The 20,419-nt window shown below is 62.2% G+C and carries 18 protein-coding genes and 1 pseudogene; 8 read left to right on the top strand and 11 right to left on the bottom strand.

Annotated features, from left to right (window positions below; genetic code table 11):
- Positions 1-2: 2 nt before the first annotated feature.
- The 8 genes from GA0061098_RS00310 to GA0061098_RS00275 all read right to left on the bottom strand — a co-directional run bounded on the left by GA0061098_RS00310 (position 3) and on the right by GA0061098_RS00275 (position 8,621).
- On the bottom strand, positions 3-932 hold the full coding sequence (locus GA0061098_RS00310; protein ID WP_091952261.1) for a carbohydrate ABC transporter permease: 930 nt from the start codon (positions 930-932) through the stop codon (positions 3-5).
- Entirely contained in the window at positions 929-2,095 is a 1,167-nt protein-coding gene (locus GA0061098_RS00305) for an ABC transporter ATP-binding protein (RefSeq protein ID WP_091952260.1), read from the bottom strand. The genes GA0061098_RS00310 and GA0061098_RS00305 overlap by 4 nt, the downstream gene beginning before the upstream one ends.
- 6 nt (positions 2,096-2,101) lie before the next feature.
- Entirely contained in the window at positions 2,102-2,926 is an 825-nt protein-coding gene (locus GA0061098_RS00300) for a metallophosphoesterase family protein (RefSeq protein ID WP_091952255.1), read from the bottom strand.
- A 480-nt stretch (positions 2,927-3,406) separates the two neighbouring features.
- Complete coding sequence (gene lpdA / locus GA0061098_RS00295; protein ID WP_091953786.1) at positions 3,407-4,804, bottom strand: dihydrolipoyl dehydrogenase; 1,398 nt, start codon at positions 4,802-4,804, stop codon at positions 3,407-3,409.
- A 4-nt stretch (positions 4,805-4,808) separates the two neighbouring features.
- On the bottom strand, positions 4,809-6,083 hold the full coding sequence (locus GA0061098_RS00290) for a dihydrolipoamide acetyltransferase family protein (RefSeq protein WP_091952252.1): 1,275 nt from the start codon (positions 6,081-6,083) through the stop codon (positions 4,809-4,811).
- Between the two features lies 1 nt (position 6,084).
- Entirely contained in the window at positions 6,085-7,098 is a 1,014-nt protein-coding gene (locus GA0061098_RS00285; RefSeq protein WP_091952249.1) for an alpha-ketoacid dehydrogenase subunit beta, read from the bottom strand.
- Positions 7,099-7,101: 3 nt separating this feature from the next.
- Positions 7,102-8,361, bottom strand: coding sequence for a 3-methyl-2-oxobutanoate dehydrogenase (2-methylpropanoyl-transferring) subunit alpha (locus GA0061098_RS00280; protein WP_091953783.1), 1,260 nt, complete (start codon positions 8,359-8,361; stop codon positions 7,102-7,104).
- Positions 8,362-8,387: 26 nt separating this feature from the next.
- Entirely contained in the window at positions 8,388-8,621 is a 234-nt protein-coding gene (locus GA0061098_RS00275) for a hypothetical protein (RefSeq protein WP_091952246.1), read from the bottom strand.
- A gap of 135 nt (positions 8,622-8,756) precedes the next feature.
- On the opposite strand from GA0061098_RS00275, the gene GA0061098_RS00270 reads away from it, so the two are divergent.
- Positions 8,757-9,269 (top strand): Lrp/AsnC family transcriptional regulator, encoded by a 513-nt coding sequence (locus tag GA0061098_RS00270; RefSeq protein ID WP_091952243.1) that lies wholly within the window; start codon positions 8,757-8,759, stop codon positions 9,267-9,269.
- Positions 9,270-9,373: 104 nt separating this feature from the next.
- Here the strand turns inward: GA0061098_RS00270 and GA0061098_RS00265 are convergent, their stop codons facing one another.
- Together GA0061098_RS00265 and GA0061098_RS00260 are read right to left on the bottom strand one after the other, a co-directional pair.
- Positions 9,374-10,705: an MFS transporter gene (locus tag GA0061098_RS00265; protein WP_091952240.1), complete on the bottom strand. Its 1,332-nt coding sequence runs from the start codon at positions 10,703-10,705 to the stop codon at positions 9,374-9,376.
- Positions 10,706-10,743: 38 nt separating this feature from the next.
- Entirely contained in the window at positions 10,744-11,106 is a 363-nt protein-coding gene (locus tag GA0061098_RS00260; RefSeq protein WP_165637074.1) for a hypothetical protein, read from the bottom strand.
- On the opposite strand from GA0061098_RS00260, the gene GA0061098_RS44650 reads away from it, so the two are divergent.
- From GA0061098_RS44650 to GA0061098_RS00240, 5 genes and pseudogenes are all read left to right on the top strand, one after another.
- Entirely contained in the window at positions 11,105-11,332 is a 228-nt protein-coding gene (locus tag GA0061098_RS44650; protein WP_165637073.1) for a hypothetical protein, read from the top strand. The genes GA0061098_RS00260 and GA0061098_RS44650 overlap by 2 nt on opposite strands.
- A 227-nt stretch (positions 11,333-11,559) precedes the next feature.
- Positions 11,560-12,066, top strand: a pseudogene (locus GA0061098_RS00255) (ATP-binding cassette domain-containing protein); the annotation flags it as partial.
- A gap of 15 nt (positions 12,067-12,081) precedes the next feature.
- Positions 12,082-12,984: an NAD(P)-dependent oxidoreductase gene (locus GA0061098_RS00250; RefSeq protein ID WP_091952238.1), complete on the top strand. Its 903-nt coding sequence runs from the start codon at positions 12,082-12,084 to the stop codon at positions 12,982-12,984.
- Positions 12,985-13,021: 37 nt separating this feature from the next.
- Positions 13,022-14,503, top strand: a complete 1,482-nt coding sequence (locus GA0061098_RS00245; protein WP_091952237.1) for an aldehyde dehydrogenase family protein — start codon at positions 13,022-13,024, stop codon at positions 14,501-14,503.
- A 153-nt stretch (positions 14,504-14,656) separates the two neighbouring features.
- Complete coding sequence (locus tag GA0061098_RS00240; protein ID WP_091952236.1) at positions 14,657-15,736, top strand: isocitrate/isopropylmalate dehydrogenase family protein; 1,080 nt, start codon at positions 14,657-14,659, stop codon at positions 15,734-15,736.
- A 6-nt stretch (positions 15,737-15,742) separates the two neighbouring features.
- On the opposite strand, the gene GA0061098_RS00235 is transcribed toward GA0061098_RS00240, so the two are convergent.
- Positions 15,743-16,639, bottom strand: coding sequence for a LysR family transcriptional regulator (locus tag GA0061098_RS00235; RefSeq protein ID WP_091952235.1), 897 nt, complete (start codon positions 16,637-16,639; stop codon positions 15,743-15,745).
- A 1,248-nt stretch (positions 16,640-17,887) separates the two neighbouring features.
- On the opposite strand from GA0061098_RS00235, the gene GA0061098_RS00230 reads away from it, so the two are divergent.
- Positions 17,888-19,414, top strand: coding sequence for a sugar ABC transporter ATP-binding protein (locus GA0061098_RS00230; protein ID WP_091952234.1), 1,527 nt, complete (start codon positions 17,888-17,890; stop codon positions 19,412-19,414).
- Positions 19,411-20,403, top strand: a complete 993-nt coding sequence (locus GA0061098_RS00225) for an ABC transporter permease (protein WP_091952229.1) — start codon at positions 19,411-19,413, stop codon at positions 20,401-20,403. The genes GA0061098_RS00230 and GA0061098_RS00225 overlap by 4 nt, the downstream gene beginning before the upstream one ends.
- The last annotated feature ends 16 nt before the right edge of the window (positions 20,404-20,419 follow it).

Genomic DNA, 20,419 nt, shown 5'->3' with positions numbered 1-20,419 from the left:
CATCAATAGTGCACCCGTCGGTCAAGGATGAAGGTTTGCAGCACCGAGAACACGAGCGTGAACGCTAGGAAGACGAGTGTGAGCGTCGCCGCATAACTCATGTGAAAGTACTGAAATCCCTCCAGATAGATGGCATACAGGAGCACCTCGGATGCGCCTCCGGGGCCACCACGCGTCATCACCGTAACCGTGTCGAAGATCTTGAACGCGGTGATGAAGGTCGTCACGGTCACGAACATCGTCGTCGGACCAAGCATCGGCCACGTCACTTTCAGGAAGCGATCAATGGGATGGCTCGCGCCATCAATATCGACGGCCTCGTAGAGATCGCGGGGGATCGCCGAAAGGCCGGCAAGGAACAGCACCATGTTGAAGCCGACGAGCTGCCAGATGCCGATCGCGGCGAGCGTCGGGATGACGAGGCGCGGCTCGCTCAGGAAAGCTGTCTCGGCAAAACCCAGCCCCTTGAGAGCCTGATTGATGAGCCCCAGGGTCGGGTGCAGCAGGAACTGCCACATCGTGGCCATTGCGATGAGCGTCGAGGTGACGGGGAGAAAATAGATAACCTCATAGAGGCTGCGCGTGCGCTTGCGCTGGTGGATCAGGATTGCGACCAGCAGAGAGAGCAGGACGCCGCCGGGCACGACAATCGCCACGTAGAGCAGGGTATTGGTAACCGAGCGACGGATCACGGGATCCTGGAGCGCCGCGCCGAAGTTCTTGAAGCCGACGAACGAGAAGTCGAGTGCACCCAGTTCGTAGTTGGTGAAACTCAGGAAGGCGAGAGCAGCCAGCGGCGCCAGATTCGTCAGGACCAGCAAGATGAACGCCGGTGCGGCAAAGCCCAAGCCCGCGAACCGCTCGACCCATCGCTGGCCGCCGGCTGGCGGCACCGCGTCGAGCGGAGTGACTTGAGCCGCGACCGTGTTCATCGGACCTCGCTCGCACGGCGCAGGTCGCGGCCGGCTGCATTGCGGCTTTCCACCTCGATGCGGCGGCCGTTGTTGTCGAAGACGTGGCAATCCCGTGGCTCGAAGGCCAGCGGGACTTCGCCCTCGGGGATGGGGATGCCGTTGTCGACCCGGCAGAGCACCGCCACTTCCGGGGAGGCCACGAGATCGAAGTGAAGGATGCATTCCGAGCCGAGATTTTCGCGGCGCCGGAACCTGCACGTGACGGCGCACGGTCCGCCTCCGATCCGCATCGCTTCCGGACGCACGCCGACCGTCAGTTCCGGCGTCGGCGCGTTGCGGACTTCGATCGGCAGTGTCCGGCCGAGCAGCTCGACCTGGCCACCGGGGCCGACACGAGCCTGAAATAGATTGATCGCCGGGCTGCCAATGAACTGCGCGACCGCGGTCGTGGCGGGCCGTTCATAGACGTCGGCGGGGGTGCCGAGCTGGAGTATGTCGCCGTGATCCATCACGGCAAGGCGATCGGACATCGTCATCGCCTCGATCTGGTCGTGTGTCACGTAGATCATCGTGGCGCCGAGACGCGCGTGCAGCTCGGTCAGCTCGCCACGCATGTGCACACGCAGCTTGGCGTCAAGGTTCGACAATGGCTCGTCCATCAGGAAAGCCTGCGGATGACGCACCATTGCGCGGCCAAGCGCGACGCGCTGCCGTTGCCCGCCCGAAAGCTGTCCAGGGCGGCGGTGAAAGAAGGATTCGATGCGAAGCTGCTCCGCGACGGCCCGCACCTCACGCGCGATCTCGTTCATGATGCGCCTGCGGCGGAGTGACAGATGACGCATCAAGGGCAGGCGCTCGAACAGGTTGAGGCGCGTCATGGTGAGGGGCAGCGCGATGTTGTCGAACACCGACATGTGGGGATAGAGCGCGTAATTCTGGAACACCATGGCGATTCTGCGCTCGTGAGGCCGCAAATGGTCGACCGAAGTCCCGCCGATCGAGACCGACCCGGAGTCCTGCGATTCGAGCCCGGCGATGATGCGTAGGAGTGTCGACTTGCCGCAGCCGGAGGGGCCGACCAGCGTCAGAAACTCGCCGTCCGCAATATCGAGGTCGATGTCGTTGAGGACGGCCGTGTCGCCGAAAGTCTTTCGGATGCCGCGCAATGTGAGGCCGGCCATCGCAGCTCACGCCTCAGCTTCGCGCGGCGGATAGACTTCGTGCACGACGTCGTCGATCCAGTAATCGGTAAGGCCGGGCACCGGACGAATGCTCACGTCGATGTTCTCGCCGTCGATGTCGTAGACCACCGCTCCAAGCCGCGCAGCGCCGCCCATCGGCGGCGCCAGTTTCTCACCGACCAGAAAGCCGGCCGCCGGCCCCCAAATGTAGTGCGTGCCATTCAGCCGGATTTCGTGCCAGCGATGCAGATGTCCACTGGCCACGATCTCCACCCGGTAGCGTTGCAGCAGATCGAGAAGGGCGCGGCGCGGCTCCGGCTTGACCGACCAGTAACCGGTGTCGGCCTCGGTCGGTGACTCGATGAACAGCGGCCGGTGCGTGAACCAGGCGAGGCGACGCCCCGCAGCGTCGGCCATCGCGGCCTCGAGCCATTCGGTCTGCCGCGCCTCTTCGGGGCCGCCGCCGAGGATCATCGAATTGAGGCCGATCAGGCGCCAACCGTCCACATCGCGTAGCCAGCGGTCGTCGCCGAAGTGGCGGCGAAAGCGATCGAGCCGCTCGACATTTACCGGCTGATGCGGATTGCCGACCTCGCCGACGTCATGATTTCCCGGAACCGCCACGACCGGGACGCCGAGCGAGGCCAGTTGGGTCGCGCAATATGCTGCGTCGGTTTCCTGATCGGCTGCATCGACCGTCACGTCGCCGGTATGTATGACGAGATCTGGCTTATGCTGCGCGATCCAGCGCGCAAGGGGCGCCCAGTTTGCCTCGAAGTGCTGCTTGCTGGGGCTGAGATGCGTATCGGAAATCTGAATAACTCGGACCATGACGCCTCTGCTTTGGGTCGCGTGTCATGCCGTGCGTTGGGCGCGCAACGGTCTGTCGCTCGAATCGAATGCGCTGCCCCGCGCCGCTCGGAGTGGGGCGGTCATTGTAGTCGTGAGATCTGAAGCTTCCGGCGCTCTCCCTGGCTGACGATGCCGCTTAAGCGGCTTGTGTCATTTCAATCAACTATACATATGATCTGTCATTGTGACAAATGTAATTTCACGACAAGACTCTCCCAGCTGAGTGATCGAGGGCCTTTGATGCATGTCCTGTAAGTGGCGTGCGCCCTCTCGCTGAGGGTTTGCGTGACGCGTGCGCCGGAACTCCGAAGACGCGATTTCCGCTTCCGATGCTGCAAGAATGACGACCGCTGCGACTGCGTTGTGGCGCTAAGAACCGAGTTCTGGCGGCGACTCGAATTTGATGGGCGCACGTTGTGGCGCCAGGTGGCAGCTCTACGGCGCAGGTGGTGCCTGCGCTTAGATATGAATCGCATGCCCCAGCGACTTCAGCGCAGCTTCGTGAAAGGCTTCGCTTTGGGTTGGATGCGCATGGATGGTCATGGCGATATCCTCCAGCCGCGCGCCCATCTCCAGCGCAAGAGTGAAGGCTGCCGAAAGCTCCGCGATGCCGGCGCCAACGCCCTGGATACCCAACAGGAGGTGATTGTCGGCTCGCGCAATGGTCCGGATGAAGCCGTCTTCCCGATCCAGCGTCATTGCACGGCCATTGGCCTTGAACGGAAACAGGTCCGTCTTGACGTCGAAACCCCTGTTACTCGCCTGGCTCGGTGACAGGCCGACAGTGACGATCTCGGGATCGGTGAAGCAGATCGCCGGGATCGAAATCCGGTCCCAGGCACGACGGCGGCCGGCAACGATCTCGGCTACCATCTCGCCTTGCGCCATGGCGCGATGCGCCAGCATCGGCTCGCCCGTGACGTCTCCGATCGCACAGATGCCGCGCATCGAGGTGCGGCATCGGTCGTCGACTCGGATAAAGGGTCCATCCATGTCGAGATCGAGCTGCTCGAGGCCAAAGCCGCTCGTCACGGGTCTGCGGCCGACCGTAACAAGGATCTTGTCGGCTGCGAGCGAAGCCTGCTCACCATCGGCGGTCTCGACCGCCAGCGCCGTTCCGTCGGTGGCGAGTGCTTTCACCTTTGCGTCCGTCAAAACCGTGACCCCGAGCGCGGTCAGGCGCCTTGCGACGGGCTCGCTCAAGTCGCGATCATATTGCGGGAGAACGCGTGGAGCGGCCTCCACGACCGTGACGGCCGTGCCGATTTTCGCGAATGCAGTGCCGAGCTCAAGACCGATGTACCCGCCGCCGACCACGACAAGCTTCTTCGGGATTTCGGTGAGCGCCAATGCCTCGGTCGAAGAGATCACCCGGCCGCCGAAGGGAAGAAACGGCAGCGCAGCCGGCTCGGAGCCTGTCGCAATCACCACCTTTTCGGCATGGATCACCTGCCGGCCGGATTGCGTTTCGACCTCGACGGTCTTGCCGTCGCGGAAACGGGCGTAGCCAGTCACTGGCCTGACACCGGCCCTTCTCAAGAGACCAGCCACACCGCCGTTCAGACGTCGGACGATATTGTCCTTCCAGGCGATGGTCTTGGCGAAGTCGAGAGACGGCTTCGCCGTGGTGATGCCCAGTGCGCTCTCGCCCGCCGAGGCGCGCGCAATGGTTTCATACTCACCGGCCGCATGGATCAAGGCCTTGGAAGGAATGCAGCCGACATTGAGGCAGGTTCCACCCGGCTTCTCGGCCTCGACGATGATCGTATCGATGCCGAGCTGGCCGGCACGGATCGCGCAGGTGTACCCGCCGGGGCCGGCGCCGATGACGAGGAGCTTGCAGGTGATTTCGGTCATCATCCTACCCGTCAATGAAGATCATGGCGGGTGTCTCCAACCGTGTCTTGATCCGCTGCACGAACTGGGCTGCATCGAACCCATCGATGACCCGGTGGTCGAAGCTGGACGACAGGTTCATCATCTGACGCGGCACGAAGGCGGCGCCATCCCAATGCGGACGGATCGTGATGCGGTTGACGCCGACGATCGCGACCTCTGGATGATTGATGATGGGCGTCGTCGCGAGACCGCCCAGCGCGCCGAGCGATGTGATCGTGATGGTCGAGCCGGTGAGCTCGTCGCGGGTGGCGCTGCCGCTCCGAGCCGCTTCCGCGAGCCGTGCCACCTCGGCGGCGCAATTCCAGAGGTCGCGCGCTTCCGCATGCCGGACGACGGGGACCACGAGGCCGGCCGGCGTTTGCGTGGCAATCCCGATATGAACGCCTGCGTGCTGGTGAACGATCCCGGCCTCGTCGTCGAAATGGGCATTGAGATGCGGCTGCTCGGCGATCGCGCGCACCATGGCGCGCATCAGGAACGGCAACGTTGTCAGTTTGGGCTTGCCCGGCTGTTTCTGGCTATTGAGCTTCGCGCGCAGATCCTCGAGTGCAGTGACATCGACCTCTTCGACATAAGTGATGTGCGGAATGCGCGAGCTCGCAACGGACATCTTCTCGGCGATCTTGCGTCGCAAGCCGACGATCTTGATGTCGGTGACCGCGGTTTGCGTTGGATACGGCGTTGCCGTCGTTCCGGTGCGGCCGCGCGCGAGATGGGCGTCGAGATCATCATGGGTGATCCGCCCGACGGGACCCGTGCCGCGGATCTGACGCAAGTCGACGCCTGCCTCCCGCGCGCGGAGCCGAACCGCGGGGGCGGCCAGAGGCCGATCGTCTGCGTGATGGCGCGGCGCCGCCGAAGGCTGCAACCTCAATGCGTTGGGCGGCTCGCTCGCCGCCCCGCTTGCTGCACTTGCGGCATCATGAGACTTTTTGGCCGAAGCGTTTGCCCCGGGCGATGCGGGTTTCACTGCCTCCGCCGCTGGCGCGCTTTTGCCGTCCACCTCCAGCCGAACAAAGTCCGAGCCGATGGCGAGAACGTCGCCCACACTGCCGGCGAGCCAGGTGACCCGTCCGTCCGTCGGCGAGGGAATTTCCACCGTCGCCTTGTCGGTCATGACGGCACCGAGCACGGCGTCTTCGCGCACGACATCGCCGACCTTGACGTGCCATTCCACGAGCTCGGCTTCCGCAATGCCTTCGCCGACGTCGGGCAGCCTAATCACGCGCTCGGCCATCTCAAGCCTCCAGCGTTTCGATCAACGCGCGACCGATTCGTGCAGGACCCGGAAAGTAGTCCCATTCCTGCGCATGCGGGTAGGGCGTGTCCCATCCGGCGACACGCACGATCGGGGCTTCCAGATGATAGAAGCATCGTGTCTGGACCAATGCGCAGAGCTCGGCACCGAAGCCAGAGGTCAGCGTCGCCTCGTGCACGATGACGCAGCGTCCGGTCTTCTTGACCGAGGCTTCGATGGTGTCGAGATCGAGCGGCAGCAGCGAACGAAGATCGATGATCTCGGCATCAATACCGGATTCGGTCGCGGCGGTCTCGGCGACGTGAACCATCGTGCCGTAGGCGAGGATGGTGACGGCCTCACCCGGCCTGCGGATCGCGGCGCTGCCGAGCGGAATTGCAAAATGTCCGTCGTCGACTTCGCCGAGATCATGCTTCGACCACGGCGTTACCGGCCGGTCGTGATGACCGTCGAATGGACCGTTATAGAGCCGCTTTGGTTCGAGGAAGATCACGGGATCGGGGTCCTCGATCGCAGAGATCAACAGGCCCTTGGCGTCCCGTGGGTTCGACGGCACCACGGTCTTGATGCCGCAGACATGCGTGAACAGAGCTTCCGGGCTCTGGCTGTGCGTCTGGCCGCCAAAAATGCCGCCGCCGGTCGGCATGCGCACCACAAGCGGGCAGGTGAATTGACCGTTGGAGCGATAGCGCAACCGCGCAGCCTCGGAGACGATCTGGTCGTAAGCTGGATACATGTAGTCGGCGAACTGAATTTCGACACAGGGTTTCAGGCCGTAAGCCGCCATGCCCACTGCGATGCCGACGATACCGAGCTCGCTGATCGGGGTATCGAAGCAACGGCTCGTTCCGTATTTCGCTTGCAGGCCCTGGCTGGCGCGAAACACGCCCCCGAAATAGCCGACGTCCTCGCCGAACACGACGACGTTATCGTCGCGCGACATCATCACATCCATGGCGTCGCGAATCGCTTCGATCATGGTCCGCCGTGGCATGGTTCAGACTCCGGCTTCCTGGCGCTGGCGGCGCAGATGTGGCGGCATATCCGCGAACACGCCCTCGAACATGTCGCGTGCCGAAGGACGTTGCTCGGAATGGAGGGTGCCGTAGCTCTCGGCCTCCTTTTGGGCCGATAGCACGGTGTCCAGAATCTCCGCCTCGGCCTGCTTGTGCCGTTCCTCGGACCAGGCGCCGCGGACGATCAAATGGTTCTTCAGCCTGATCACGGGATCACCGAGTGGCCACGCTTCGGACTCCGTCTTCGGCCGATAGCCCGCGGGATCATCCGAGGTGGAGTGCGCGCCGACGCGATAGGTCACGTGCTCGATTAGGGTCGGGCCAAGATTGCGGCGTGCACGCTCGCACGCCCATTTCGCGACGGCGTGGACGGCGAGGTAGTCGTTGCCGTCGACGCGTAGCGCCGGAATGCCGAAGCCGAGGCCGCGCGCCGCGAAGGTGCCGGAGCCACCTCGCGCGATGCCCTGGAAGGTCGAGATGGCCCATTGATTGTTGACGATGTTGAGCACGACCGGCGCGCGATAGGTCGAAGCGAACACGAGGGCCGCGTGGAAGTCGGATTCGGCCGTTGCGCCGTCGCCGATCCAGGCGACCGCGATCTTCGTGTCGTTCTTGATCGCCGAGGCCATCGCCCAGCCGACCGCCTGAATGTATTGGGTGGCAAGATTTCCCGAGATCGTGAAGAAGCCGTGCTCCCTTGAGGAATACATCACGGGCAGCTGGCGCCCCTTCAGGGGGTCGTGTGTGTTGGAATAGATCTGGCAGGCCATCTCGACCAGGGAGTAGCCGCCGGCGATCAAAAGCCCGGCTTGGCGATAGGTCGGAAAATTCATGTCCCCCGGATTGAGCGCCTTGCGGAAGGCGCAGCTCACGGCCTCTTCGCCCATGTGCTGCATATAGAACGAGGTCTTGCCCTGACGCTGCGCCATCTGCATGCGCGCATCGAACGCACGCAGCGTCATCATGTGACGCAGGCCCTCGAGCAATTCGTTGTCGGAGAGCGCACCTGCCCAGGGACCGACGGCCTCGCCGTCGCGATTGAGCACGCGGATAACCGAGAAGGCGAGATCACGAATCGTCTCGGCATCCACGTCGACGTCGGGACGATTGACCTGGCCTGCGCGCGGAATGCGGATGTTCGAGAAATCTGGCGTGCCGCCCGGGCGAACCGCCGGTTCCGGCACGTGTAGTCTCAGTGGCGGATGCTCGGCGGATTGAGCCGCCCCGTCTTGCGGGATCATGTCCCGGATGAGGTTGGGGTCGGACATTAGCTTTCACCTCTCACCTCGATTGCATCGACGCAGAATAACGCACCAACGCGGCGAACGAGCCGGTCGATGACGTCGCGGTCATTGATGTCTATGGAAGCCGAGATGCGGCAGGCGTCCGCATCCGCCCGCGCACTGAGAGCAGCAAGCGGCAGCCCTGCGACACGGGTCTGGTCGAGCAGGCGGCCGAGTGCGGCGTGCATATTGCTGGTCTGCAGTTCGAGAACAAACACCGCATACGTCTCATTTTGTTAAGTACATCGTACTGGCAAAAGCCAGGATTGTCGTTCTTTTGATCTGGGTGTAGTCTAACAATGCGATAAAAATGTTCCAAGTATGCATAGCAAAGCGAGAATAGGATTCTTGGTATGGCATCGGCCGGACGTGCCAGAGGGCCTGTCAAAGCTCCGCGCAAGGATGCACTTCGGCTCGACGAGATCGATCGCAAGATCCTGCGTGCCTTGCAGCAGGATGCGCGCCTGACGACGGCGCAACTCGCAGACAGAATCGGGCTCTCCACCACGCCATGCTGGAACAGGCTGAAGCGTTTGGAGACGCAGGGCTATATCGATGGCTACGTCGCGCTGCTCAATCAGGACAAGCTTGGCCTGCCCGAAACGGTCATCATAGAGCTGACGCTCGACCGCCACGACGAGGAGATGCTCGAGCGCTTTGGCCAATTGCTTACGAATTTGCCGGAGGTGATCGAGGCCTATCTCACCACCGGCGATTACGATTACATCGTGAAGGTCGCGGTCGAAAGCACCGCCGGCTATGAACGCTTCCTGCGCGAAAAGCTCTATCGCATCCCTGGCATCCGCCACAGCCGGTCGTCGTTTGCGCTGCGCTGCCTGAAGAAGCTGACCTCGGTCCAGGTCTAGTAAAGGATCAGGGCACTCCGCGCCTTATCGCTTCTGACGCTGAGTCCCCCATACCCCAAGTTGGGATATGGGCCTCGCATTTGCCGGGGCGATGCTGGAAAGGCTTACCGCCCCGGCTCGGCGAACTCGTGCTTGCTCTCGTGCCCGCCGACGAAGACCAGGATGCCGGCGATCAAGGGCAGAATCGCGAGCACGAGCAGCCCTGTCGAGGTTTGCCCTGTCGCTTCCTTGACCCAGCCGATCAAATACGGCCCTCCGAAGCCAGCGAGATTGCCGATCGAGTTGATCAGCGCGATCGCGCCGGCCGCCGCCGTTCCCGAAAGCCAGGCGGTCGGCAGGGTCCAGAACACACCAAAGCAGCAGAATACGCCGATAGCAGCCACCGTCAGCGCCACCATCGTCATGGTGGGATCGGTGAGATAGGAGGAAACGGCGAGCGCAATTGCGGTCAGGATCAGCGGCGCGCCGACATGCATCACGCGCTCACGCGTGGCATCCGAATGCCGCGCCCACAGGATCATCGCGATTGTGCCGAACAGATACGGAATCGCGGTAACGAAGCCGGTCTGCGCGTTGGTCAGGCCGAACGCCTTGACGATCTGCGGCAGCCAGAACTGCATGCCGTAGAGCGCACCGACGAAGCCGAAATAGATCAGGCTGAGCGCGATCACCTTGGGCGAGGACAGCGCTTCGCCGAGCGAGAAATGCTTCACCGCCTGCTTGGCGGCGATTTCCGAATCGAGCTTCGCCTTCAGCCACGCCTTCTGCTCGGCCGAAAGCCAATCCGCCTTCTCCGGTCGGTCGGTAAGATAGAACCAGGTGACGATGCCAAGCAGCACCGACGGGATACCCTCGATGATGAAGAGCCAATGCCAGCCCTTCAATCCCATGAAGCCGTCGAGCCCGAGCAGCAAGCCTGAGATCGGCGCGCCGATCACAGTGGACACGGGGACTGCGATCGCAAAAGCCGCGATGAAGCGGCCGCGGTACTCGGCCGGGTACCAATAGGTGAGATAGAGGATGATGCCGGGGAAGAAACCGGCCTCGGCGACCCCGAGCAGAAAGCGCAGAACGTAGAAGCTGGTCTCGCCGCTGACCGTAGCCATCAGCGCCGAGATGATGCCCCAGGTCACCATGATACGGGCGATCCAGCGGCTCGCGCCGAACTTTTCCAGCGCCAGGTTGCTCGGCACCTCGAAGATGAAATAACCGATGAAGAAGATGCCCGCGCCCCAGGCGAATACCAGCGGCGAGAATTTGAGGTCCGCGTTCATGGTCAGCGCGGCAAAGCCGAGATTGACGCGGTCGAGATAGGAGAAGAAGTAAGCCAACGCCAGGAACGGGATCAGGCGCCAGGAAATGGCGCGGATAGTCGAATTCTCGATCGCGCTTCTCGTGCTTTTTGAGGAACCGGCAAAGGTGGCGGATTGGCTCATGGCTTGCCCTGTGTTGGGGTTGAAAGAGGGGCGACCGGTCAGAAAGCGGTCTTCTTCCCGATGACGCCGACATAGCTCGACCGCACCAGAGCTCCCCAGCGCCCGTCCTTCTTGACGATCACGTAGAAGGAGTCGGCCGACAATATCGGCTTGTCGTTGGCATCATAACGCGTGAACCGCGTGACGAAGTGGAGCTTGTCGTCGGATTTCTGCACGAGCTTGCGATAGGTCCAGGCCGAGCGGGCCCATGTCGACGCCTCCGCCAGCTGCCTTGCATCGTTTGATTGCGCGTACTCTTCCGGAGTATTCCAGACCTGCACCTGACCGCCGGCGATCCGTATGTGCGGATAATGGACAGTCTTGGCCCAAGCTACCGCGTCTCGCGAGTTGAACGCCTTCATGGAACTCGTCGAGATAGGCGCATCCCTGCTTCAACAGCTCGTCGTTTCCGGGATTCAGGCACTCGTCGTCTGGCGGGCTTTGAGCGAGCGCAACAGTGCTCACGCCGAGGAAGGCACCCGCAAGCAACAGCAGTTTGCGAATTTTCACGATTGGATCTCCCTGATTGGCCAAGTCGACTTGGCTTCGTTTTCGTTGGCAGAGGCGTCGATCGAGTTCCGATCTTAGGTGGACGGCCTGCTGAGACAATGCCGGCGAAGCGCAATATTTCTGAACGGGGTGTCAGTTTTTCTCACCGGCGAGTGTTTGTCGACGCAGGCGGTACCTCGCGATTTCTCCGACGTCGGTGGGACGCGGGTAGGTCAGAAAAACCAAACAGGGGGTCAGAAAAAGCGCCTTGCACGAGACAGGGCGAGGCCGCTCATCTTGCGCCACCAAAAAGAAGGCCTGTTGCAGTCCGCTACCGGGTGCCGCGCAAGGCGGTGCGCAAGTTCGATGGATTCTTCGAGACGATGACGGTGGCCGAAAACCTCCAGTTGGGTGAGCTCTCGCGCTTCTCGAATCCCTTGTCGATCACCTCGATGGCACAGGCGAGGGAGCTGGCGCAGCAATGGGCCAGCCGCCTCAAGCTTCGGTCGATCAACGAAAGGGCGAGGGTGATCGAGCTGTCCGGCGGTAACCAGCAGAAGGTCGTCATTGCGAGGTCGCTGATCCAGAAGCCGAAGCTCGTCATCTTTGACGAGCCGACCCGGGGCGTCGATGTCGGCGCCATCGTTGAGATCCACCAGTTCATCAACGGGTTGGCCGATGAAGGCTTGGCCGTTGTCGTGATCTCCTCCTACCTGCCGGAGGTGCTGGCGCTGTCGGATCGCATCCTGGTCGCCAAGCGCGGGAAGATCGTCGAAGGGATCAAGGCGACCGAGGCGACTGAGCAGCAGATCATGTATGCCGCCGTTCACTAGGGACCTGTCCGAGCGATGAACGAGATTGATGTGATGAGAGTCGGAATTATCGGCGTCGGCCTGATGGGCCATGGGATCGCGAAGAACGTCTTGGCGCGGGGTGGCTTTCCCCTGGCTTTTCTCGACCATCCGGGCAATCAGCCGGTGGACGATCTCATCGGCCTCGGGGCTTCGGCCTGCAAGTCTCCCGGCGACCTCGCGGACGCTTCGGATGTCATCATCCTTTGTGTGACGGGTTCCCCCCAGGTCGAAGCGATCCTCACCGGCACGACGGGCGTTTTGTCTCGCCTCCGCAAAGGGACCATCATTGTCGATTGTTCGACGGCGCTGCCGGAATCGACGTTGCGAATGGCTGCCGCCGTCCGGGCGGCGGGTGGACGCTTTCTCGATGCGCCCATGACGCGCACCGCCAGGCACGCGGAAGAAGGAACGCTGAACCTTCTGGTTGGCGGCGAGGAAGCCGATCTTCGCAGCGTCCGCGCAGTTCTTGCCTCTTTCACAGAGGGTGTGGAGCATGTCGGCCCGGTGGGTTTTGGCCATCGGCTCAAGCTGCTCCATAACTACGTGTCGATCGGATTCATGGCGCTGCTCGGCGAAGCTGCCGCACAGGCTGCCGATGCGGGCGTCGATCCGGCGATCTTCGTCGATGTTCTCGCCAAGGGCGGAGGGGCCGGCGTGGCGCTTCAGCGAATGGCCCCGGCCATCGCAACGGGAGATGCAGGCGCGGTCCCGTTCTTTATCGATAATGCGCTAAAGGATATCTCCTACTACCAGACGATGGCGAGCAATTCCGGAGCATCCAAAGCGATCGCAGACGGTGTCGGCACTGCCATCGCGGCCGTGGTCGAGTGCGGCCATGGCCAAGCCTACATTTCCGACCTGGCTCGGCTCCTTCGGAAGGCGAAACCAGCGGCCTAGACAGACAATGAGTGTTGAGACAGGGAAGACTGACCCAATGACAGAGACTGATATCCGATTTCCCGTAGACGGTCGAACTCGCAAGATGTTCGTCGATGGCGCGTGGGTCGAGGCCCGCTCGGGGAAAGTCTTCGAGACGCGCAACCCTGCGACCGGTGAGGTGATCGGTCGTGTCCCGCGTGGAGATGCCGGCGACATCGACATCGCCGTCGCCGCCGCCCGTCGCGCCTTCGTGGGGCCGTGGAGCCGCTTCAAGCCGTTCGAGCGACAGGCTCTGCTCCTACGCATTGCCGATCTGTTCGAGAAGCATTGGGAGGAGATCAGCCGTTCCGACACCGCCGACATGGGCATGCCGATCGTCAGGACGCGAGCGAACAAGCTTCGCGTGCTCGGCATGCTCAGGTACTACGCCGGCATGGCGACTGCGATTCATGGACAGACGATCGACAATTCGCTCCCCGGCGACATCGTCTCGTTCACGCGTAAGGAGCCCGTCGGCGTCGTCGGTGCGATCATCCCCTGGAACGCGCCCACGGCTGCGTCGGTGTGGAAGATCGGACCCGCGCTCGCGACCGGATGCACGATCGTGCTCAAGCCTTCCGAAGAGGCGCCGCTGACGCCGCTCCTGATCGCGGATCTGATGAACGAGGCGGGTGTGCCGCCCGGCGTCGTCAACGTTGTGACCGGGACCGGGCCTGAGGCCGGCGCGCCTTTGGCCGAACATCCCGGTGTCGACAAGATTGTCTTCACGGGATCGACCGCAACCGGCCAGGCGATCATTCGCGCGTCGGCCGGCAACCTCAAGCGGGTGTCGCTCGAGCTTGGCGGAAAGTCGCCTGTCATCGTCTGCGCCGATGCCGACCTCGACAAGGCCGTGCCGATCGCCGCGATGGCCGCCTTTGCTAATTCGGGCCAGATCTGCATCGCGGGCTCTCGGCTGTTCGTCGAGCGAAAGATCCATGACGAGTTGGTCGAGCGGCTGGGGAAATTTGCCTCGGCCCTGAAAATCGGTGATGGAGCTGATCCCACGACAGAGATCGGACCTCTCGTTTCCGAGCGGCAGCTCGACAAGGTCGAAGGCTTCCTGAACAGCGGACGCGACGAAGGCGCGAAGGTCGTGACCGGAGGCCGGAGACTGAGAGAGGGGAGTTTCGCGAAGGGTAACTTCGTCGAGCCGACTGTCTTCGCCGGTGTCTCCGACAACATGCAGATTGCCCGCGATGAAATCTTTGGTCCGGTCATTTCCGCTCTGCCGTTCGATACGCTGGATGAGGCCGTGGACCGAGCCAATGCGACGCCGTACGGGCTTGCGGCGGGTGTCTTCACGCGCGACGTCAGCAAGGCGCACGTCCTCTCGCGGAGCCTGCGTGCAGGATCGGTTTGGGTGAACACCTATCACGCCATCGATCCCGCGTTGCCGTTCGGCGGCTACAAGATGAGCGGCTATGGCCGTGAGGGCGGTACCGAGCAGCTCGATGAATACCTGAACACGAAGGGGGTCTGGATCAAGCTGGACTGAGCCGGACATTCGTCCAGCTCGCGGCCGGTCGTGGCAATTGCTGTGCCGGACGAATCATCCGACGAGCAGCGGCAGAATATGCGACGCCGTGCATATCCTGCCGCGAGGGAAGCGACGCTATCACCACGCGATCAAATTTATCGAGCGAGTATCATGAAGGACACTTACAAGATTGCCGTCGTGCATGGCGACGGAATTGGACCTGAGGTTGGTCGTGCGGCGGTTGCGGTGCTGCAAACCGGTGTCCAGGCCGGTACGCTCCAGTTCGTGGAATACCCGGCGGGCGCCGCTCACTTTCTCGAAACGGGAGACTCCTTTCCGGTGGCCTCGTTCGAGGGCTGTCGCGCGGCGGACGCCATTCTCCACGGGGCGGCCGGCATTCCCGGTGTGGTTCACCGGGACGGCACCGAAGCCGGGCTGGATTTCACGTTGACGCTCCGCTTCAAGCTGGATCTGTTTGCCAACGTGCGGCCCATCAAGCTCTACAAGGGGGTACCGTCTCCGCTCGGGCGTCCAGGGTCGATCGACTATGTCATCGTCAGGGAGAACAGCGAGGGGCTGTACGCTGCGCGCGGTGCGGGTGCGCTGCTGCGAGAGGAAGTTGCGGTCGATACGCTGGTCCAGACCCGAAAGGGTATCCAGCGAATCGTCCGGTTCGCTTTCGAGCTTGCCAGGACGCGAAACGGTTCGCCGAAGGACGGACGGCGCCGCGTAACATGCTGCGACAAGGCCAACGTGTTGCGCACCTATGCGTTCTTCCGCGCCGTCTTCGACGAAGTCGCCAAGGACTATCCCGACATCGAATCCGAGCACGTCCTCGTCGATGCGATGACGGTTCATCTCGTCAACAAGCCGTCGCACTTCGACGTGATCGTCACCGAGAACATGTTCGGCGACATCATTTCGGATCTCGGTGCGGCGACTGTCGGCGGCATGGGCATGGCGCCATCGGAAGAGGTTGGTGACGGGATCGGTTTCTTTCAGGCCTCGCACGGCTCGGCGCCGGACATCGCCGGGAAGGGACTTGCCAATCCCTATGGAACCATCCTGGCGTCGATTCTGATGCTGAGGAGTCTGGATCAGCGCTATCGGGACAGCCGGCTGCGGCTTGGGGCCGACAGGATCGAAGCTGCCGTACGCGCCGGGCTGGAAGACGCTACGCTGAGGACGCGCGACATCGGCGGCAATGCGACGACCAATCAGGTTGTCGATGCACTTCTGAAGTTGCTCTGAGTGCGGTCAGCGAAGCTGAGCCAGACTCGAACGGATCAATGATATCAGTTGCTCGGTGTTCGGACGCCGAGCCGGGCCGCGCGTGGTGATCAAGCCGATCCGGCGAAGCTTGACGTAATCGGAGATCGGGACCACACGAAATTGCTGAACGCCGGCCTGAACCAGCGCGACCCGCGGTACGATTGCGATGCCGAGGCCGGACGCTGCGAGGGCGAGTGCCGTCGTGGCGGCCTGGACTTCGAATTGCACGTCGAGGCGGACGCCAAGCGTCTCCAGCGTCTCGTCGATCAATCCTCGAACCGCGGTCGTTTTCGACAACAGGATGACCGGCCTTTCGACGAGATCGGCGAAGCTGGTGCTCGATTGGCCCTCGTCGAACACTGCTGGTACGCAGGCAACAAGGGGATCCTCAAGGATTGGCTCGAACTCATAGTCTCCCATGTCGGGGACCTCCGGACCAATGCCGAACTCGACATCCTGCCGCTTCAGCAGTTCAAGCATGGGCGCGGTGGAGATCTCCATGAGCTGCACCTGGCTTCGCGGATGACGGACCTTGAACGTTGCAAGGATGTTAGGAAGCCATCCGGACGCCAGTGTCGGAACGCAGGCCATTCGAATATGACGGCTGCGAGACTGAGCTGATTCCGTCAGCTGATCGAGCCCGAACTGGACTTCCTGAAGCGCGCGCTTTGCCTGTTCAAACAGGATTCGACCCTCGGCCGTGAGCAGTACCTTTTGCGGCGTTCTGCGAAACAGAAGAACGCCGATCTGCTCCTCCAGGTCGCGGACCTGCATGCTCACCGCAGAAGGAGACCGGTTGGACTCTTCTGCAGCCTTCCGGAAGCTTTCGTGCTCAGCGGCGAGGAGGAAGGTGTGGAGCAGCTTGAGATTGATGTTCGGCAAGTCCTAATACCTCGATGGGTTCTTGTGCGATTCTAGAATGTGGAACGAACCCAGCGCCGATCGACATGTATATCTGTCGGAATAGGCTGCCGTCTTCATGAAAACAAGACGCTGTCGCGCTGCAGCATAGTTCCAGATTCATTGAGGCAGATGCTCGTAGCGCAAGCTAGGTGAACGAAGGACCGCGTTTGATCGGCTTGAATTGCTGTGGCTTTAGCTAGCTCAAATGGGCTCATGATGGATTGGAGCGAGAGATCAAGTTTTTCAATTCGTTAGAAGGCTGCGTATGCACGACGTGTGCACCGGCAAGTCAAAAATAATCTTGCGACAGCCTATGCGAGACAGCGCGCCTTAGTTGGGCAGGCAGGTGAATTTCGCCCGAGTTAAGCGTGGTTCGAAGGTCGCGACGCAAACGACAACGGCTCTCGTTCGACTGGGCGAAGCTCTTCGTAGCGCTCTTGATTGCTGCCTATCGATCTCGCTGCAGCTGGCTGTAAAGCACCTATGCTTGCGCGCAATTTGTCTCCGAGATGGATCTCGATCCGTTGATGCCTGTGGGAACGGCTCCGAATTTCATCGTGTGCCGGCCGTCATGCCCATATTAGACGTGGCCGAACTGATCGCAGCCTCGAAAGCGAATACCGGCAGCTTTGCATACGCCTCGGCCGGGGCTCCGCCTTGGCCATCTCACCATGTGCGTCTTGCCAAACGGTCCGGCGCGCGGTGCGCGTACGTGGCTCACAGGGCGTTCCTGCCGTCAACGACGGGATCACCGGGCAAGTCGGCATCAGCGGCAATCGACGTTCCAAGGGATGCTTTTGAAGCGCCCCAGCGACAGAACGTGATTACCCTCGCGCACGGCGAGATATGCCGTCTCCCATCAGATTTCGGAATCGTCTCCGGTCCGCGAACGCAAAATGACGCCCTAATCTGAGGACGACTAGGGTTTCAGAGCGTGTCGCAAACCGCGGGCTGTCCCTGATGTCGAGCAGGTCCCCGCTGGAAAGCGGCTGATCGTGTCGGCATTCGCGAGGGTACGAGGCGCGACCGGGGTAGCGGTCATCCGAACCCGCTTCCGGACGGATCTGCCTTGACATGCCGTCCGTATGATAGAATTATAACAATATAAGTTGCAAAAATAACAATATGTCACCATCGTACCAGCGCCTTCGCGGGGCCGACGGGAGGAAAAGTTTGGAATTGTCCGGTTCGGTTAGAGCAGAACCTCGGCCATCGACCCCGCTTGTGATGCTCAGTGGCATCAAAAAGCGCTTTGGCGGCGTGCGAGCGCTACGCGACGTCAACCTCGAGGTCCGTGCTGGCGAGGTGCACGCGCTGCTGGGCGAGAATGGCGCCGGAAAATCCACGCTGATCAAGATCCTCAGCGGCGTTCATGCCCTCGACAATGGCACGATCGAAATCGCCGGCAAGCCGGTGGAATTCGACAGTCCGGCGAAGTCGCGCGAGGCGGGGATCGCCGTCGTCTATCAGGACCTCAGCCTGGTCGAATCCCTGAGCGTCGCGGACAATTTGTTGCTCGGCCGCGAGCCGCGCGCAGCTTTCGGCTTTGTCCGGCAACGCGCGCTGATGGCCAGGGCCGAGGCGTTTCTGAAAGAGCTAGGCATTCCCCTGGATACGCGAGCGACCGTCGGCTCGCTGCCGTTCGCCTACCGCCAGATGACGGAGATCGCGAAGGCGCTGATGGGAGAGGTCCGGCTTCTGATCCTCGACGAGCCGACCTCCTCGCTGACATCGGATGAAGTCCGGATCCTGTTCGATGCGATCGGGAAGGCGACGCGCCGCGGAGTCGGCGTGATCTATGTGACCCATCGGCTCAACGAGGTCTTCGAGATATCGCAGCGCGTCACTGTGCTGCGCGACGGCGCCAATGCCGGCACGTTTGTTACTGCCGATACGGACATGAAGCGGTTGGTGAACGCCATCATCGGAACTGATCGATCGGCATCAATTGTCTCGCGCAACGAGCCCGCTCCGAAGCGTGATTTGGATCCATCGCCGGTTCTGTCGCTGTCGGACGTGTCCAACGACCGGCTGCGCGCTGTCGATCTTTCCGTGTCGAAGGGCGAGATCCACGGCCTCGCCGGGTTGATCGGCAGCGGACGTACGGAGATTTTGGAGACGGTGTTCGGCCTCCGGCCGATCGAGAGCGGCGCAATCGAGATCGAAGGCCGCCGATGGCTGCCGACGGGCCCATCCGATGCGATCGAGCAGGGCGTCGCGCTGGTGCCGGAAGACCGGCACGTGCAGGGCCTGGTCCTGGACCATTCGATCGAACGAAACATTACCTTACCGCGGATTCCCCATTTCTCGCGCTGGGGCTGGATGCAGCAACGCGCCGCGGCCAGGCGTGCGGAAAGTGCGGTCGCCAGGCTTGCGGTGAAAGCGCAAGGTGCTTCCAGCCTGGTCAGGACGCTCTCGGGCGGCAACCAGCAAAAGGTCGTGTTCGGGAAATGGAATGATCCGCGGCCACGCGTGCTGCTCCTGGACGAGCCGACGGTCGGCGTCGACGTCGGCGCACGCGAGGAGATCTATGCTGTGATCCGGAATGCCGCCCGCGACGGCAGCGGGGTTCTGGTCGTCTCGTCCGATCTGGTCGAGTTGATCGAGCTCTGCGACCGCATCTCCGTCATCGTCGACGGACGTGTCGCTCGCACGCTGTCGCGCGGCGAGATCGATGACGCCGAAGAGCTGCACCATCTCCTCCAGATGTACCAGGCTTCCGGGCCCGGCCACTTGCAAGGGCTTCCCGCATGACCGAACTGACTGCTCCCAGCGTCGTCGCCTCGTCGACCCGGTCCGACCGGCGCCGCAAGATTCTTCAGAATCTGCTGCGGGGCGAGCGGCCCTACATGCTGTACATCGCCTTCGTGATCCTGTTGGTCGTGTTCAGCCTGTCCTCGCCGTGGTTCCTGTCAGTCGACAATTTCCTGAACATCGGGCGCCAGACAACGCTGGTGTCGATCATCGCGATCGGCATGACCTTCATCATCATCTCGCGTCAGATCGACCTGTCGGTTGCATCGACGTTGGCGCTGTCGGGCATGGCGGCCGCTCTTGCGATGAGCCAGATCAACAACAGCTGGATCGTGGGCGCCGTGGCCGGGCTCGGCACCGGCGCGCTGGTCGGGCTGATCAACGGCATCCTGACCACGCAGCTGTCGATCCCGTCCTTCCTGGTGACGCTGGGCTCGCTGAGCATGGCGAGAGGGCTGGCGATGATGGTGACCAACACCAAGCCTGTCATCATTACCAACGAGACCTATTTCGCAATCTTCGGGGAAGGCACGTTTCTCGGCATACCGGTTCCGATCGCCTGGACGTTGGCGGCGATGATCGTCGGCATCCTGCTGCTGCATTACAACGTGTTCGGCCGTCGCATCTACGCGGTCGGCGGCAACCCGACCGCGGCGCTCTATTCCGGCATCAACACCAAACGGATCACGACCGCGGCCTTTGTCCTCACCGGCACGCTGGCGGGCCTGGCTGCGCTGGTGCTGTCCGCGCGATCACATGCCGCGCGGCCAGACGTCGTGCAGGGCATGGAGCTCGACGTCATCGCCGCGGTGATCCTCGGCGGCTGCAGCCTGTTTGGCGGGCGCGGCTACATCCTGGGAACGCTGTTCGGCAGCCTGATCATCGGCACGCTCAACAACGGCCTCGTTCTGCTCGGTGTGAGCTCGCCGATGCAGCTCGTGATCAAGGGCGCGATCATCGTTGCCGCGGTTGCCTTCACAAAACGCTAGTCGAAGTCAGGCGCGG

Source organism: Bradyrhizobium shewense (assembly GCF_900094605.1).
GTDB lineage: Bacteria > Pseudomonadota > Alphaproteobacteria > Rhizobiales > Xanthobacteraceae > Bradyrhizobium > Bradyrhizobium shewense.
This window is presented reverse-complemented; position numbering and strand designations above follow the sequence as displayed.